General features: G+C 72.5%; 14 protein-coding genes. 6 read left to right on the top strand and 8 right to left on the bottom strand.

The genetic code is table 11. From position 1 onward, the window contains the following. Nucleotides 1–198 precede the first annotated feature (198 nt). From thpR to ACF059_RS25255, 3 genes are all read right to left on the bottom strand, one after another. A complete protein-coding gene (gene thpR, locus ACF059_RS25265; protein ID WP_392061084.1) occupies nt 199–753 on the bottom strand; it encodes an RNA 2',3'-cyclic phosphodiesterase in 555 nt (184 codons plus the stop codon). A gap of 77 nt (nt 754–830) precedes the next feature. Then, the gene (locus tag ACF059_RS25260) at nt 831–2,186 is read right to left on the bottom strand and encodes an MFS transporter (RefSeq protein ID WP_361953438.1); all 1,356 of its coding nucleotides are present in this window, start codon (nt 2,184–2,186) and stop codon (nt 831–833) included. A 25-nt stretch (nt 2,187–2,211) separates the two neighbouring features. Then, the gene (locus tag ACF059_RS25255) at nt 2,212–2,649 is read right to left on the bottom strand and encodes a MarR family transcriptional regulator (RefSeq protein WP_360898601.1); all 438 of its coding nucleotides are present in this window, start codon (nt 2,647–2,649) and stop codon (nt 2,212–2,214) included. Between the two features lie 131 nt (nt 2,650–2,780). Here ACF059_RS25255 and ACF059_RS25250 point away from each other — a divergent pair, with 131 nt between their 5' ends. Further along, the gene (locus ACF059_RS25250) at nt 2,781–2,963 is read left to right on the top strand and encodes a hypothetical protein (RefSeq protein WP_030010567.1); all 183 of its coding nucleotides are present in this window, start codon (nt 2,781–2,783) and stop codon (nt 2,961–2,963) included. Nucleotides 2,964–2,974: 11 nt separating this feature from the next. Here the strand turns inward: ACF059_RS25250 and ACF059_RS25245 are convergent, their stop codons facing one another. Then, complete coding sequence (locus ACF059_RS25245) at nt 2,975–4,423, bottom strand: NCS2 family permease (RefSeq protein WP_361953434.1); 1,449 nt, start codon at nt 4,421–4,423, stop codon at nt 2,975–2,977. Nucleotides 4,424–4,551: 128 nt separating this feature from the next. On the opposite strand from ACF059_RS25245, the gene ACF059_RS25240 reads away from it, so the two are divergent. Both ACF059_RS25240 and ACF059_RS25235 read left to right on the top strand, forming a co-directional pair. After that, nucleotides 4,552–4,878, top strand: coding sequence for a DUF2530 domain-containing protein (locus ACF059_RS25240; RefSeq protein ID WP_392061080.1), 327 nt, complete (start codon nt 4,552–4,554; stop codon nt 4,876–4,878). A gap of 105 nt (nt 4,879–4,983) precedes the next feature. Continuing rightward, nucleotides 4,984–7,452 (top strand): HAD-IC family P-type ATPase, encoded by a 2,469-nt coding sequence (locus tag ACF059_RS25235; RefSeq protein ID WP_392061077.1) that lies wholly within the window; start codon nt 4,984–4,986, stop codon nt 7,450–7,452. Between the two features lie 21 nt (nt 7,453–7,473). Here the strand turns inward: ACF059_RS25235 and ACF059_RS25230 are convergent, their stop codons facing one another. Further along, nucleotides 7,474–7,887, bottom strand: a complete 414-nt coding sequence (locus tag ACF059_RS25230; RefSeq protein WP_392061075.1) for a nuclear transport factor 2 family protein — start codon at nt 7,885–7,887, stop codon at nt 7,474–7,476. A 111-nt stretch (nt 7,888–7,998) separates the two neighbouring features. Between ACF059_RS25230 and ACF059_RS25225 the strand changes: the two genes are divergently transcribed. Together ACF059_RS25225 and ACF059_RS25220 are read left to right on the top strand one after the other, a co-directional pair. Then, nucleotides 7,999–8,568 carry a PadR family transcriptional regulator gene (locus tag ACF059_RS25225; RefSeq protein WP_392061072.1) on the top strand — a complete coding sequence of 190 codons (570 nt, stop codon included), beginning with the start codon at nt 7,999–8,001 and terminating at the stop codon, nt 8,566–8,568. Beyond that, entirely contained in the window at nt 8,555–9,343 is a 789-nt protein-coding gene (locus tag ACF059_RS25220; protein ID WP_392061068.1) for an SGNH/GDSL hydrolase family protein, read from the top strand. The genes ACF059_RS25225 and ACF059_RS25220 overlap by 14 nt, the downstream gene beginning before the upstream one ends. Nucleotides 9,344–9,429: 86 nt before the next feature. On the opposite strand, the gene ACF059_RS25215 is transcribed toward ACF059_RS25220, so the two are convergent. Both ACF059_RS25215 and serC read right to left on the bottom strand, forming a co-directional pair. Then, nucleotides 9,430–12,597, bottom strand: coding sequence for a sacsin N-terminal ATP-binding-like domain-containing protein (locus ACF059_RS25215; protein WP_392061065.1), 3,168 nt, complete (start codon nt 12,595–12,597; stop codon nt 9,430–9,432). A 193-nt stretch (nt 12,598–12,790) separates the two neighbouring features. After that, complete coding sequence (serC, locus tag ACF059_RS25210; RefSeq protein ID WP_366865759.1) at nt 12,791–13,912, bottom strand: phosphoserine transaminase; 1,122 nt, start codon at nt 13,910–13,912, stop codon at nt 12,791–12,793. A 142-nt stretch (nt 13,913–14,054) separates the two neighbouring features. Here serC and ACF059_RS25205 point away from each other — a divergent pair, with 142 nt between their 5' ends. Beyond that, the gene (locus ACF059_RS25205) at nt 14,055–15,038 is read left to right on the top strand and encodes a DMT family transporter (RefSeq protein WP_392061061.1); all 984 of its coding nucleotides are present in this window, start codon (nt 14,055–14,057) and stop codon (nt 15,036–15,038) included. 40 nt (nt 15,039–15,078) lie between these two features. Here the strand turns inward: ACF059_RS25205 and ACF059_RS25200 are convergent, their stop codons facing one another. Further along, on the bottom strand, nt 15,079–15,465 hold the full coding sequence (locus ACF059_RS25200) for a DUF4440 domain-containing protein (protein ID WP_392061058.1): 387 nt from the start codon (nt 15,463–15,465) through the stop codon (nt 15,079–15,081). Between the last annotated feature and the right edge of the window lie 4 nt (nt 15,466–15,469).

Here is a 15,469-nt window from a genome sequence, read left to right as displayed (position 1 = left end):
TGCTTCGAGTCCACTCCAGGCAAGACCTGTTGGCGCAGCGGCTGTTCACGGAGTGACGCACGCGACACCCGGCGGCCCGGGCGGGTGGTGGGGGTTACTGGCCTACGGCAGCCGCCACGGCCACGACGACGAACATCAGCACGAGCACACCGGCCATCACACGGTTTCTGGTCTTGGGATCCACCCGTCGAGCCTAACTCAGCCGGAGAGCGGCCAGGCCTGGACGGTCTCGTAGCGGGGCTGCTCGCCGGGCACGCCGCTCACCGGGAGGTTGCTGCGGACCAGGCTGAGGGTGTCGACCTGCCAGGCGGTGCCCTCGAAGCCGGCGAGGGCGTCCAGGTACGGGCCGAGGGGAGTGGTGGCGTGGCGGCTGCGGGCCAGGGTGAGGTGGGCGGTGTACCGGCGGTGCTGGTCCATCGGTACCCCGGCCCGCCGCGCGGCGGCGTCGGCCCGCTCGGCGAGCATCCGCAGGGCGGTGAGCTCCCCGGCGGCGCCGACCCACAGGGCGCGGTCCCCGAAGTGCCCGCAGCCGTGCAGCCGCAGCGCGAAGGGCGCCGTGCGGTGGGCGGCCCGCTCCAGGCGGGCGTACAGGTCGGGGAGCACCTCGTCCCGTACCTCGCCCATGAAGGCGAGCGTGAAGTGCCATGCCGCCTGCCCGGTCCACGTCAGCCGGTCGTCGCGCAGCGGGTCGACGGCCCGAGCGAGCTCGGCGACGGCCGCGGGGGGCGGCAGGACGGCTGCGAACAGTCTCATGGGCCGAGCGTATGCCGACCCCCCGCGCTTCGGACCTCCACAGGGCCGGATTCAGGCCCCGCGGGGGCCGGCCTCGGTCAGGCGACCTTGACCAGCTCCCGGTGCCGGACCGACGGGACGAAGGCCACACCGCGCCGGTCCACCCGCAGGCGCAGGTTGCCCACCCGGGCCAGGACCACCGCGATCGCCGCGGAGGCGGCCAGCGAGATCAGACCGCCCGCGGCCATGCCGACCCGCGCGCCGTACGTGTCCGTGATCCAGCCCAGCAGCGGCGCGCCGACCGGGGTGCCGCCGGTGAAGACCATCATGTAGAGGGCCATCACCCGCCCCCGCATCTCCGGGTCGGTGGCCATCTGCACGCTGGAGTTGGCCGTGACGTTGACCGTCAGCCCGAAGACGCCGATCGGCACGAGCAGCGCGGCGAACAGCCAGAAGCCGGGCGCGAAGGCCGTCACGAGCAGCAGGACCGAGAACAGCACGGCGGCGGTCACCAGCAGCCGCAGGCGGGAGTGGCCGCGCCGGGCGGCGAGCAGGGCGCCCGCGAGGGAGCCGGCCGCGATCAGGGTGTTGAAGAGCCCGTAGGTGCCCGCGTCCCCGTGGAAGACGTCGCTCACGAACGCCGACAGCCAGATCGGGAAGTTGAACCCGAAGGTCCCGATGAAGCCGACGAGCGCGATCGGCCAGATCAGCTCCGGCCGGCCGGCGACGTACTGGAGTCCTTCGCGCAGCTGGCCCTTGGCGCGGGGCCGGGGTTCGACCGGGTGCAGCTCGGCGGTGCGCATGAGGAGCAGGCCCGCGATGGGCGCGGCGAAGGACAGGCCGTTGAGCAGGAAGGCCCAGCCGGAGCCGACGGCGGTGATCAGCACACCGGCGATCGCCGGTCCGACCAGCCGGGCGGACTGGAAGTTGGCCGAGTTCAGGCTGACCGCGTTCGCCACCTGGTCCTTGCCGACCATCTCGGGGACGAACGTCTGGCGGGCCGGGTTGTCGACGACGGTGATCAGGCCGAGCAGGAAGGCGGCGAGGTAGACGTGCCAGACCTGGACCTGTCCGGCCAGGGTGAGGACGGCGAGTGCGACGCCGGTCAGGCCCATCGCGCTCTGGGTGGCGAGCAGCAGGGGCCGCTTGGGCAGCCGGTCGGCGAGTACGCCTCCGTAGAGCCCGAACATCAGCATCGGCAGGAACTGCAGGGCGATGGTGATGCCGACGGCGGAGGCGGAGCCGGTCAGGGAGAGGACCAGCCAGTCCTGGGCGATGCGCTGCATCCAGGTGCCCGTGTTCGAGACGACCTGTCCGGTCGCGAAGAGCCGGTAGTTCCGGATCCTCAGCGAGCTGAACATCGAGTTCCGGCTCGCGGGTGCCGCGGTGCGCGCGGCGGTCGTGGGGGTGGATATGTGGCCGGGTGCGGAGTCTGCTCCGGTTCCCGTACTCAAAAGCGTTCGCCTCCTGGCGTCGTTCCTACAGGTGCGCGAGCTTCTCCAGGACGGGTGCGGCCGCGCGCAGCTTGGCCCATTCGTCCTCGGTCAGCTCGGCCGCGAGCCCGGCCAGGAAGGCGTTGCGCTTGCGGCGGCTCTCTTCGAGCATCGCTTCGGCCTCCTCCGTCTGGCGGACCACCTTCTGGCGGCGGTCGTCGGGGTGCGGTTCCAGCGTGACCAGACCCTTGGCCTCCAGCAACGCGACGATGCGAGTCATCGACGGCGGCTGGACGTGCTCGCGCCGGGCGAGCTCTCCGGGGGTCGCCTGGCCGCAGCGGGCGAGGGTGCCGAGGACCGACATCTCGGTCGGGCTCAGCGATTCGTCGACGCGCTGGTGCTTCAGGCGTCGGCCCAGTCGCATCACGGCGGAGCGGAGATCGTTCACGGCGCCGGCATCGTCGCCATGGGTGAGGTCAAGCATGTATTTAGAGTAACTCATTACTCTGCCTAAAGAAGAACGGTTTCCGCGGGGTGTGGGGGCGGTCACTCGTAAGGGTGAGACGGCGGCGGAAAGTGACCCGCGTACGCACCCTCTGCCCCGACTCTTTCGGCATGGGGACACATGTGCTGAGCATGCGCATAGACGGGGAGCTCCTCGACAGGCTCCGGATCCATGCCGCCAAACGCGGAATGAGCGTCCAGGACTACGTGGTCCGGACGCTCATTCGCGATGACTTCGACGAGCGCTTCAAGGCGGCCGTCGACGAGACGGAGAAGTTCTACGGGCTGACGTGAGCCCGGGCGGGCTACGTGAGGCCCAGGGCCGGCATCGCGTAGTAGAAGACGAACACCGCCGACACCACGTACATGGCCACCGGGACCTCGCGGCCCCGGCCGGTCGCCAGGCGCAGGGCGCAGAAGCTCACGAAGCCGATCCCGATGCCGTTGGTGATCGAGTAGGTGAAGGGCATCATCACCATGGCCAGGAAGGCCGGGACGGCGATGGTGAAGTCGCTCCAGTCGATGTCCTTGACCGAGCCCGCCAGGATCAGGAAGCCGACCGCCACCAGGGCGGGCGTGGCCGCCTGGGACGGGACCATGGTCGCCAGCGGGGTGAGGAACAGCGCCACGGCGAAGAGGCCGCCCGTCACGACGTTCGCCAGGCCCGTACGGGCGCCCTCGCCGACCCCGGCCGTGGACTCCACGAAGCAGGTGGTGGCCGAGGAGGAGGTGGCGCCGCCCGAGGCGACGGCGAGGCCGTCGACGAGCAGGACCCGGTTGATCCCGGGGAACTCGCCGGTCTTCTTGTCGATCAGCTTGGCCTCGTCGCCGACGCCGAGGATCGTGCCCATGGCGTCGAAGAAGCAGGACAGCAGCACGGTGAAGACGAAGAGGGCGCCGGTCAGCACGCCGACCTTCCCGAAGCCGCCGAACAGGCTGACCTCGCCCACGAGCCCGAAGTCGGGCGCGGCCACCGGGTTGCCCGGCCAGGCCGGGACGGTGAGGCCCCAGCCGGAGTCGGGCAGCTTGGCGATCAGCTGGACCACGACGGCGACGACGGTCATGACCACGATGGAGATCAGGATCGCGCCCGGCGTCTTGCGGATGAGCAGCGCCAGGGTGAGCAGCACGCCCACGACGAAGATCAGCACGGGCCAGCCGTCCAGGTGCCCGGTGCCGCCGAGCTGGAGCGGGACCGTGGTGTGCGCGGCGTCCGGGATGCGGGAGACGAAGCCCGAGTCGACCAGGCCGATCAGCATGATGAACAGGCCGATGCCGATGGCGATGCCCTTGCGCAGGCCCAGCGGGACGGCGTTCATGACCCGCTCGCGCAGGCCGGTGGCGACCAGCAGCATCACGACGAAGCCGGCCAGGACCACCATGCCCATGGCGTCGGGCCAGCTCATGCGCGGGGCGAGCTGGAGGGCGACGACCGTGTTCACGCCGAGGCCGGCGGCCAGGGCGATCGGGACGTTGCCGATGACACCCATGAGAAGCGTGGAGAACGCGGCCGTCAGGACGGTGGCCGTGACCAGCTGGCCGCCGTCGAGCTGGTGCCCGTACATGTCCTTCGCGCTGCCCAGGATGATCGGGTTGAGCACGATGATGTAGGCCATCGCGAAGAAGGTCGCGAAGCCGCCGCGGACCTCCCGGGCGACGGTCGAGCCGCGCTCGGAGATCTTGAAGTAGCGGTCCAGCCCTCCGGAGGGTTCCTGGAGGGACGGTTCCGGGGCCGTGGCCGTGGGGGTGCTCATACGGTCCTCATTGGGTGGTTCATACGAAGAAAATGGGCCACGCCCACATCGTTTCAGTATGAACACATGAACGAAGGGCAGTCCATCTCCGCGCGTAGACCCCGGATTCGGGCGCCTAGACTGACGGCATGGCGAAATGGACCCCGAAGCACGAGGCGCCCGAGCCCCTGGAGGGCCCGATCGTCGCCACCATCACCGGCGGCACGATCCTCTGGTTCGCCCTGTTCGTGGTCCAGCTCCCCTTCTACGGATGGTTCGCCGACCGCGGTCAGCTGTGGTGGGTCTGGACCTGCGCTGCCGGCGGCTTCCTCGGCCTGATCGGCATCTGGTACGTCCGGGGCCGCGACGCCGCCCTCAAGCGCCACGCGGCGGCGGAGGCCATGTCTGCCGCCTCGGCGGAGCGGGACGAGCGGCACGAGCGGGACGAGCGGCCCGGTCAGGACCCGCAGGCCTAGCCCGCTCGGCCGCCCCCGACCAGGGGACGATTCGGGTCATCCTGAAGTCGGATCTTCGGACTTCTCGGCGGGTGAAGCGTTCGAAGCCCCCTTACCGTCGAAACCATGACGCAGCGGGCGAGGATCGACCAGGACGGGCCGGAGCCGAGCGGCGGCGGCGCCCCCGGCACCGCCATCGACGCGGGGGCCGAGCTCGATCCGGTGCACCCCGTGCAGCCGCCCGCGCCCCGGTTCAAGCCGGCGGGCCTCAGTACCGCCGAGGTCGCCGAGCGCGTCGCGCGCGGAGACGTCAACGACGTGCCCGTGCGCAGCAGCCGCTCCACCGCCGACATCATCCGTGCCAACGTCTTCACCCGGTTCAACGCGATCATCGGCGTGCTCTGGGTGATCATGTTCTTCGTCGCGCCCATCCAGGACAGCCTCTTCGGCTTCGTGATCATCGCGAACACCGGCATCGGCATCATCCAGGAACTGCGCGCCAAGAAGACCCTCGACAGCCTCGCCGTCATCGGCGAAGCCAAACCGAGCGTGCGCCGTGACGGCCGTACCGCCGAGATCTCCACCTCCGAGATCGTCCTCGGCGACGTCATCGAGCTCGGCCCCGGCGACAAGGTCGTCGTCGACGGGACCCTCGGCGAGGCCGAAGGCCTGGAGATCGACGAGTCCCTCCTCACGGGCGAGGCCGATCCCGTCCTGAAGAAGCCCGGCGACCTCGTCATGTCCGGCTCGTTCGTGGTCGCGGGCGGCGGCGCGTTCACCGCCACCAAGGTCGGCCGCGCCGCCTACGCCGCCCAGCTGGCCGAGGAGGCCTCCCGCTTCACGCTCGTCCACTCCGAGCTGCGCTCCGGCATCTCCACCATCCTCAAGTACGTGACCTGGATGATGGTCCCGACCTCCATCGGCCTCGTCATCAGCCAGCTCGTCGTCAAGGACTCCAACCTCAAGGACTCCATCGCCCGCACCGTCGGCGGCATCGTCCCGATGATCCCCGAGGGGCTCGTCCTCCTCACCTCCGTGGCCTTCGCGATCGGCGTCATCCGGCTCGGCCGCAAACAGTGCCTGGTCCAGGAGCTGCCCGCCATCGAAGGCCTCGCCCGCGTCGACGTGGTCTGCCTCGACAAGACCGGCACCCTCACCGAGGGCGGCATGGACGTCACCGAGCTCCGCCCGCTCGGCGGCGCGGAGGAGGCGTACGTGAAGAAGGTGCTCGGGGCGCTGGGCGAGTCCGACCCCCGGCCCAACGCCAGCCTCCAGGCGATCATCGACGCCTACCCCGACAGCGCGGAGTGGCGCTGCACCGAGTCGCTGCCCTTCTCCTCCGCCCGCAAGTACAGCGGCGCCAGCTTCAGCGAGGGCGACGGCGAGAACAACACCTGGCTGCTCGGCGCCCCCGACGTGCTGCTCCCCGCCGGGGACTCGGCCCTGGAGGAGATCAACGAGCTCAACGAGCAGGGCCTGCGCGTCCTGCTGCTGGCCCGCTCCGGCCGCGAACTGGACGACGAGGCCGTGGCGACCGGGGTCCGGCCGACCGCCCTGGTCGTCCTGGAACAGCGGCTGCGCCCCGACGCCGGCGAGACGCTGCGCTACTTCGAGGACCAGGACGTCAGGGCGAAGGTCATCTCCGGCGACAACGCGGTGTCCGTCGGCGCGGTCGCCGGCAAGCTCGGGCTGCCGGGCGCGGAGAACACCGTGGACGCGCGGAAACTGCCCTCCGAGCAGGCGGACATGGCCCGGGTCCTCGACGAGAACGCCGTCTTCGGGCGCGTGACCCCGCAGCAGAAGCGGGACATGGTCGGCGCCCTCCAGTCCAAGGGCCACACGGTCGCGATGACGGGCGACGGCGTCAACGACGTGCTCGCCCTCAAGGACGCCGACATCGGGGTGAGCATGGGCTCCGGCTCGGAGGCCACCCGGGCCGTCGCCCAGATCGTCCTCCTCAACAACAGCTTCTCCACGCTGCCCTCGGTGGTCGCCGAGGGCCGCCGCGTCATCGGCAACATCACCCGGGTGGCGACCCTCTTCCTCACCAAGACCGTCTACTCGGTGCTGCTCGCCGTCCTCGTGGTCTGCTCGCAGGTCGAGTACCCGTTCCTGCCCCGCCACCTGACCCTGCTGTCCACGCTCACCATCGGCGTCCCGGCCTTCTTCCTGGCCCTGGCCCCCAACAAGGAGCGCGCGCGGCCGCACTTCGTGCGACGGGTCATGCGGTACGCGATCCCGGGCGGCGTGATCGCGGCGACGGCCACCTTCGCCACGTACCTGCTCGCCCGCGCCCACTACACGGGACCCGACGCCCTCAAAGCGGAGACGAGCGCGGCCACGCTGGCCCTCTTCCTCACCTCGATGTGGGTCCTGGCGATCATCGCCCGCCCGTACACGTGGTGGCGGGTGGGCCTGGTCGGGGCGATGGGCGGCGCCTTCCTGATCGTCCTCGTGGTGCCGTGGCTCCAGGATTTCTTCCAGCTCAAGCTGGAGGGCGCCACGATGCCGTGGATCGCGGTGGCCATCGCGGCGGCCGCGGCGGCCCTGATCGAGTTCACGTTCCGGTGGGTCGACCGCAGGTTCCCCGCCTAGACGCTGTGGCCTTTCAAGGGTTCAGACGAGGCCGTCGGCGGTCAGGCCCGCGAGGACGGCCTGGCCCAGGGCCTGTACGGCGGACAGCGGGCGGACCATCACGGTGAACTCCTTGACCCGGCCCTCCTCGTCGAACTGGAGCAGGTCGATGCCGTGGATCTGCTTGCCGTCCACGGTGGCCCGGAACGGCAGGATCGCCGACGGGGTCTGCGCGGGGTCGGTGCTGGTCTCGGCCGTCCCCTCGAAGTGGCCGACGTAGCGCAGGTCCTCGAAGACGCGCAGCAGGACCCCGAAGAGCCCCATCACCATGGGCCGGCCCTCGAACGGCGTGAACTTCACCGGGCTGTACAAGCGGATGTCCTCGGTGAACAGGTCTTCCAGCGCGGCGAGATCGCGCTTCTCCACGGCGGCGCGGAAGCGGTCGGCGGTGTCCATGGCTCCTCCTGGTGTGCGTGCGGGCGTCCGGTGGTCATAGTCATGAAATTGACTAGTCAGTTTCTTGAGTATGATGCGAGAGCGGACGAGGAAAAGGAAGGGGCCGCGGCGATGGCCTTGCGACATGCGGTACTGGCGGCGCTGCTGGACGCCGAGTACAGCGGATACGAGCTGGCGAAGTCCTTCGGCATCGGCGTCTCCAACTTCTGGCACGCCTCTCCCCAGCAGCTCTACGCCGAACTGGCCAAGCTGGAGAAGGAAGGGCTGGTCGCGGGCCGTCAGGTGGTCCAGGAGGGCCGGCCCAACAAGCGCCTCTTCCAGGTCACCGGCTCCGGCCGCGCCGAGTTGGAGGCGTTCGCCGCGGGCCCGTCGAAACCCCCGGTCATCCGGGACGACCTCCTCGTCAAGGTCCAGAACGCCGACCGCATCGGCGGCGCGGCGGTGATCGAACAGCTCGAAGAGCGGGCGGCCGCGGCCGACGCCAAGATCGAGCTCCTCGGCAAGGTCCTGCGCAAGATGCGCGGTGACCTCGACGAGGAGGAGTTCCTGCGCCGGGGCGAGCGCATCGGCGGATACCTGACCGGCCTGCGCGGACTGGCCTTCGAAGAGGGCCACCGGGACTGGTGCCGCCGCACGGCGGCCATCTTGAGGGAGAGGCGGACCGACCATGGCCACGGGTGAATACCTGCGGTACGTCGCCCTGGGCGACAGCCAGACCGAGGGCCTCGGCGACGGGGACGACACCGTGGGCCTGCGCGGCTTCGCCGACCGCTTCGCCGAGCACCTCGCGGCCGCCAACCCCGGGCTCCAGTACGCCAACCTGGCCGTACGGGGACGCCTCGCCGGTCAGGTCCGCGCCGAGCAGCTCGGCCCCGCGCTGGCCCTGCGCCCCGACCTGGCCACCGTCGTCGCCGGGGTCAACGACGTGCTCCGGCCCCGGTTCGACGCGGCGCAGGTCGTCGGGCACCTGGAGGCGATGTTCGCCGAACTCACCGCCGCCGGGGTCCAGGTGGCGACCGTGACCTTCCCCGACCTGAGCCGGATCGTGCCGCTGGCCCGGCCCGTGGGGCCGCGCGTGCACGAGCTCAACACCCGCATCCGCGCCGCGGCGGCCCGCCACGGCGTCGCCGTCGCCGAGACCGCCCGGCCGGCCATCGTCACCGACCCCAGGCTGTGGACCGAGGACCGGCTCCACGCCAGCTCCCTGGGCCACGAACGGATCGCCGCGGCCCTCGCCCAGGCCGTCGGCCTGCCCGGCAGCGACGACAGCTGGACGCTGCCCCTGCCGCCCGCGGCCGTCCCCGCCGACCGCTCGGCCGTCACGGCCGTCGCGGCCGAACTGCGCTGGGTGGCCGCGTTCCTCGGCCCCTGGCTGGGCCGCCGCCTGCGCGGCCGCTCCTCCGGCGACGGCCGCACGGCCAAACGCCCGCACCTGGCGCCCCTGACCAGGGCTTGACCCCTGGTCAAGGCTTGACGACCTCTGGCCGGGCGCTTGACCTCCGGCCAGGGGCCTGACCTCTGACCAGGGGCTTCAGCCCTGGCTCAGTCGAACCACCGGTCCCGGGCCAGTTCGGCGGTCCGGGACGGGTCCTCCAGCAGGGCCGCGACCTCGAAGCGGCGGGGCCACTGGCGCGCCGACCAGGCCAGGCCCGCCGCGACGCCCTCCAGGGTCGCGGCGTGCACGGTGCCGTCGGGGGTGCGGCGCCAGTCCAGTTCGATGCCGCCCGCGATCAGTTCCTCGTGCTCGACGTAGGTCTCCGGCGTGGCCGGGCCCAGCAGCACGCGGACCGACTCCGGGACCTCGTGCACCTCGCCCGGCGTGCTCACCTCCGCCGGGACCGTCTCCGACAGGCGCCGCACCTGGAGGAGGTCCGCCAGGTCCGCCGCACGCGACGGGCTGACCGGCAGCAGGGGCAGGCCCGCCGTCAGCGGCAGCAGGTCCGGGGCGTCCGCGATGACCGCCTCGGCCGCGTCCACCACGAGCACCTCGCCGTCCACCACCGCCCGCAGCTCGTCCGGCAGGGTGACCTGCTCCGGGTCCAGATCGGCCAGCGCCCCGTACAGGCCGTGCAGCTGCCGGTCCGTCACCTCGCGGTCCGGGTCGGCCAGCCGGGCCAGCAGTTCCGCCGCGCCGCCGGGCTCGTCCAGCAGGGCCGCCACGGTGGTCCGTACGCCCAGGGCCCGCAGGACCTGCTCGTCCTCGAAGCCCGTGGCGTCCGCCGAGGTGTAGAGGCCCTCCAGCAGCGGGTCGCCGCCCGCGGCGCGCAGCCCGGCCGGGCGGCGGCCGTCGAGCACCGGGTGGTCGCGCAGCCACCAGGCGGTGTACGGGCGCACCGACTGCGTGGTGCCGTCCGGGAGGAGGATCCGTACGGGCTGGGTCAGGGCGTCGCGCAGCGGCGGCTGCGCCAGCATCGCCAGGGCCTGGGGCCAGCAGTCGTCGTCGACCAGGTCGAGGTCGCGGACCGCGATGAGTTCCGTGGCCACCGGGGGGACCGGGGTTTCGGGGAGCTGGTCCAGTACGTCCTCGCACCACACGTCCACCGCGTCCAGCAGACCGGCGTCGTCGGGCTCCGCGAAGTCGCCCTCGCGGGGCTCCAGTTCGTCCGGGTCCAGGACGACGTCGGTGGCGCGGACCAGCTGGAAGGTGGCGAGGACCCCGCAGGCGGTGAGGGTGTCCGCGTCCCAGCGGGCGGCCAGCTCGGCGTCCACGTACGGGACCTCGTCCTCCCGGATGACGGAGGCCAGGGGGCTGCCGGGGAGGAGGAGTTCGCCCGCCGGGGTCAGTTCGCCGTCCTCGTCGGGAAGGGCCAGCGCGCCCAGCCAGGGCTCGTCGCCCGGGGCCAGGTCGGCGTCGCGGATCAGCCCCAGGACCACCTCGGCCAGCTCGTCGGCGTCCAGGGTGTCCGCGTCCTCGTCCCAGATCTCCCCGGCGTCCAGGGAGGCGGCCACCGCCGCCCGCACCTGCGGGGTGGTCAGGACCGCCCGCGGGGTGGCGGGGAGCGCGCCGAGCTTCTCCAGCAGGGGGTGCGCGGCGTCCGGGTGGGCCACCTTCAGGCCGAGGCGGGCCAGGTCCGCGGGCGTCTCGGCGTACGGGAGCAGGACGTGGCGCGGCCCGATCGTCGTACGCCCTCCCCCAGAGCCTCCGGCCTGGGAGGGACCCCCAGCGAGCGGTACGGGCAGCCCGGACAGCCGGTCGGGGTCCACCCCGGCGAGGCTGTCGTAGAGCCGGTACCACCACTCGGGGGTCCGCTCGATGCCCGCGATCCGCTCGATGGCGTCACCGAGGGGGAGCCGGCCCACACCCAGGGTGCGCAGCTCGGCGCGGCGCTCCAGGCCCGCCGGCAGCAGGGTCGGCAGGACCTCGGCCAGGACGCGTACGGTGTCGGCGCCCGCGCCCTCCACCACCTCGGCCTCGAAGGGCCGCAGGGCGCCCCGCTCCTCCGCGTGCTCGGGCGGGGCGGCCGGTGCGAGGAACGCCGTACGGGGCAGGCGCTGGAGCACGGCGGCGCGCAGGGCCCCGTCCAGTTCGCCATTGCCGAGCGGACCGGGGACCAGGTCCACGAGACCGGTGCTGACCGGGTCCCAGGAGCCGAGGAGCTCCGCGTACGCGTCGGCCGCCCGCTCCACGAGGAAGTCGGTCAGCGGCCCCGGCGCGGGGTGGCGGCGGGTGGTGTCCAGCGGCAGGGTCGCGATGAGCAGGGCCGGGATGCCCAGCGGCTCGTCGGTGGGGGTCGGCGCGTGCACCACGGGCGCGGTGACCGGGCGCAGCGGGGCGCCGTCTTCGTCGACGGGCACCGACCAGGACACCGCCCAGGCGGGCCGCAGCCGCTCCTCCACGGGCCGGTCGGCGAGCAGTGAACGCTCGATGGGGCCGCCGTGACGCACGGTGCGCCAGCGGCTGGTGCGCGTGCCGGTGGCGGTGGTGTCCTCGATGACGGTGTACGCGCCCTCGTCACGGCGCTGGAGCGTGCGGGTGCCCCCGGCCGGGGTCTCCACCACGACCTCGCGCAGCCCGGGCAGGGTGAGCAGCAGGGCGTCGTCGATGCCGGTCAGCAGCCGCTCCACCAGGTCCTCGGCGGCGGCGTCGCGCAGCGGGAGGACCACGACGGTGTCGTAGCCCTCGGGGGCGCTGCCCTCGGCGGGCAGCGGGAGCCGCAGCAGCGGCACGTGCCCGTCACGGCGGCGCAGTTCGTCGCCGAGGCCGGGACTGCCGACGGCGGCGTCCCGGGCCAGCTCGCGGGCCTCGGCCAGGGACCAGCGGACCCCGCCGTGGCGGCCGAGCACCGCGGGCTCGTCGCAGACGGCCAGGACGGCGGCGAAGCCGACGCCGAAGCGGCCGACGCTGTCGTCGGCGGACTCCCGCTTGGCGGAGGCGCGCAGGGTGCTCAGCGACTCCACGCCCGTCGCGTCCAGCGGGGCACCGGTGTTGGCGACGGCCAGCAGCGCCTGCCCGCGGTCGCCGGGACCCGGGTGCAGGGTGAGCCGCAGCCGGCCGGGCACCTTGGCCCGGGCCGCGGCGTCGGCGGCGTTCTGCGCCAGCTCGACGACGAGCCGGTCCCGGTAACCGCCGAGCGCCAGGTCCTCCTCGGCGTTGGCGTCCTCGCGGAAACGGGCCGGGCCCGCGCCCCAGGCATCGAGCACCCCGCGCCGCAGCCGGGCCGTGCCGAAGGGGTCCACGCCGCTCTGTGCCGCCGTCACTCGCACGCTCACGCCGCTGCCTCCAAGCTGTGCCTTCACGAATCGCCGGGCCCCGAACTGCCCGAACGTCCTGAAGGTACCGCCTGGAGCGCCGGGTCCCGCCCGTGAGGTGAGCGCACACGACCCCACCGGCGCACGACTGAGCCCCCGGCGACGGCGGGTCACGGGGGGCTCAGGAACGTGCGCCTTCAGCCACTGGCTGCGGTCAGAGCTTCTCGATCACGTAGTCGATGCAGGCGGTCAGCGCCTGCACGTCCGCCGGGTCGATCGCCGGGAACATCGCGATGCGGAGCTGGTTGCGGCCGAGCTTGCGGTAGGGCTCGGTGTCCACGATGCCGTTGGCGCGCAGCACCTTGGCGACGGCCGCCGCGTCGATGTCGTCCGAGAAGTCGATCGTGCCGATGACGGCGGAGCGCTTGTCGGCGTCCGCGACGAACGGGGTCGCGTACTTCGACGCCTCGGCCCAGCCGTACAGGTTGCGCGCGCTGGCCGCCGTACGCCCGGTGGTGAACTCCAGACCGCCCTGGCTGTTCATCCACTCCAGCTGCTGGTTCAGCAGGAAGAGGGTGGCCAGCGCCGGGGTGTTGTAGGTCTGGTTCTTCAGCGAGTTGTCGATCGCCGTCGGCAGCGAGAAGAACTCGGGGATGTGCCGGCTGCCGGAGGCGTGCACGCGCGCGGCGCGCTCCAGGGCGGCCGGGGAGAACGCCGCCAGCCACAGGCCGCCGTCCGAGGCGAAGGACTTCTGCGGGGCGAAGTAGTAGACGTCCGACTCGGTGATGTCCACCGGCAGACCGCCCGCGCCCGAGGTCGCGTCCACCAGGACGAGCGACCCGGCGTCCGCGCCCGCGACGCGCTTGACCGGCGCGGCGACACCCGTCGAGGTCTCGTTGTGCGTGTACGCGTACACGTCCACGCCCGCCTCGGCCACCGGCTCGGGGTGCGTGCCCGGCTCGGAGGAGATCACGGACGGCGCGTCCAGCCACGGCGCGAGCTTCGCGGCCGTGGCGAACTTGGAGGAGAACTCGCCGAAGGTGAGGTGCTGGGACTTCCGCTCGATCAGACCGGCGGTCGCGATGTCCCAGAAGGCGGTGGAGCCGCCGTTGCCCAGGATCACCTCGTAGCCCTCGGGGAGGGAGAAGAGGTCCCGGATGCCCTGGCGGACCGAGCCGACCAGGTTCTTGACCGGAGCCTGCCGGTGTGAGGTTCCGAGCAGGGAGGTACCGGTGGCGGCGAGGGCGTCCAGCGCCTCGGTCCGCACCTTGGAGGGGCCCGCGCCGAAGCGTCCGTCGGCGGGCTTGATGTCAGCGGGAATCTGGATCTCAGCCACGAGCGGAGCGTATCGGGTCCTGGTCGGAGCGCTGTGAGCGCGTCCACCGGATGAGACGCGTCGCACGCGCGACACGAAGCCGTAGCGCATATGTAAGGCAAGGCAAGCGGAAGGACTCCTTACGGACCCGTAATCTGGAGAAATGACCGCACCTCCCGCCCCCTCGTCGGCCACGACCCCCACTCCGTCCCCGGCTCCGGCTCCGGCCCCGACCGTGGCCGTCTCGGCCGCGGCGCCCCTCGCCGAGCCGCCCGCAGGGAGTGCGGCGGCCCGGTTCGGGCCGGTCGCGCTGGTGATCTCGGCGGGGATCTCGGTGCAGTTCGGCGCGGCCCTCGCGGTCATGATCATGCCGAGGGTCGGGGCGGCGGGGGTGGTCACCCTGCGGCTGACGGCCGCCGCGATCGTGCTGCTGCTCCTGTGCCGCCCCAAGGTCCGCGGGTACTCCCGCTCCGACTGGGGCACGGTGCTCGCCTTCGGCCTCGCGCTGGCCGGCATGAACGGACTCTTCTACCAGGCCATCGACCGGATCCCGCTCGGCCCGGCCGTCACCCTGGAGGTCCTCGGGCCGCTCGCGCTCTCCGTCGTCGTCTCCCGGCGGCTGGTGAACGTGCTCTGGGCCGGCCTCGCCCTCGGCGGCGTGGTCCTGCTCTCCGGGCACGGCGGGGGCGGCCTCGGCTTCGGCTCCCTCGACGCGCTGGGCGCGGCCTACGCGCTGGGGGCGGGCGCGATGTGGGCGGCGTACATCGTCTTCAGCGCGCGGACGGGCCGCCGCTTCCCGCAGGCCGACGGCCTGGCCCTCGCGATGGCGGTGGCCGCGGTCCTCTCCCTGCCCCTCGGCGTCGCCCAGGCGGGCTCGGCGCTCCTCGTCCCCGGCACTCTCGCGCTGGGCGTCGGCGTGGCCGTCCTGTCCTCCGTCCTGCCCTACACCCTGGAGCTGCTCGCCCTTCGGCGCATGCCGGCCCCGACCTTCGCGATCCTGATGAGCCTGGAGCCGGCCATCGCGGCCACTGCGGGCTTCCTCGTCCTCCACCAGGCCATGTCGGCCCTGGACGCCCTGGCCATCGCCCTGGTGATCGCGGCGAGCATGGGCGCTGTGCGGTCCCAGATGCGGAAAAAGGCCGCCTGAGGGGCCTGCAGCCGTCCCTCGGCCCCGGCGGGCGGCGCGGTCAATCGCCCGTAGGCGGTACGGGGGTCGCCTGGTGGTAGTACATCCGCCACCCCGCGCCCGCACTCCGCTCGCGCCAGAGCGAACTGCGCCGTGCCCGCTGCCCGCCGATCGTGGTCTCGTAGGTCAGGTGCACCACCCCGGGCGCCAGCACGACACCGGTCATCCCCGACGGCTCGTAGCGCGGGCCGTCCTGCGACGCGCCGTCCATCTCCGGCAGGGCCGCCACCATGTCCTCGCACGTCCAGCGCCGCCCCGAGGCGCCGACCTCGACGAAGTCCGGGTCGAGGAGCTCTGCGACCAGCGACCGGGACACGCGCACAGAAGGGTCCATCAGGCGCAACTCGCCCGCGATGGCCCGGCCCACCTCGTCCGTTTCTCCGCTCATGAGG

It is taken from the genome of Streptomyces sp. NPDC016562, assembly GCF_043076955.1.
In the GTDB taxonomy this organism is placed as follows: domain Bacteria; phylum Actinomycetota; class Actinomycetes; order Streptomycetales; family Streptomycetaceae; genus Streptomyces.
The sequence above is the reverse complement of the archived record's forward strand: the minus strand, read 5'-3'. Positions and strand labels throughout refer to the sequence as shown.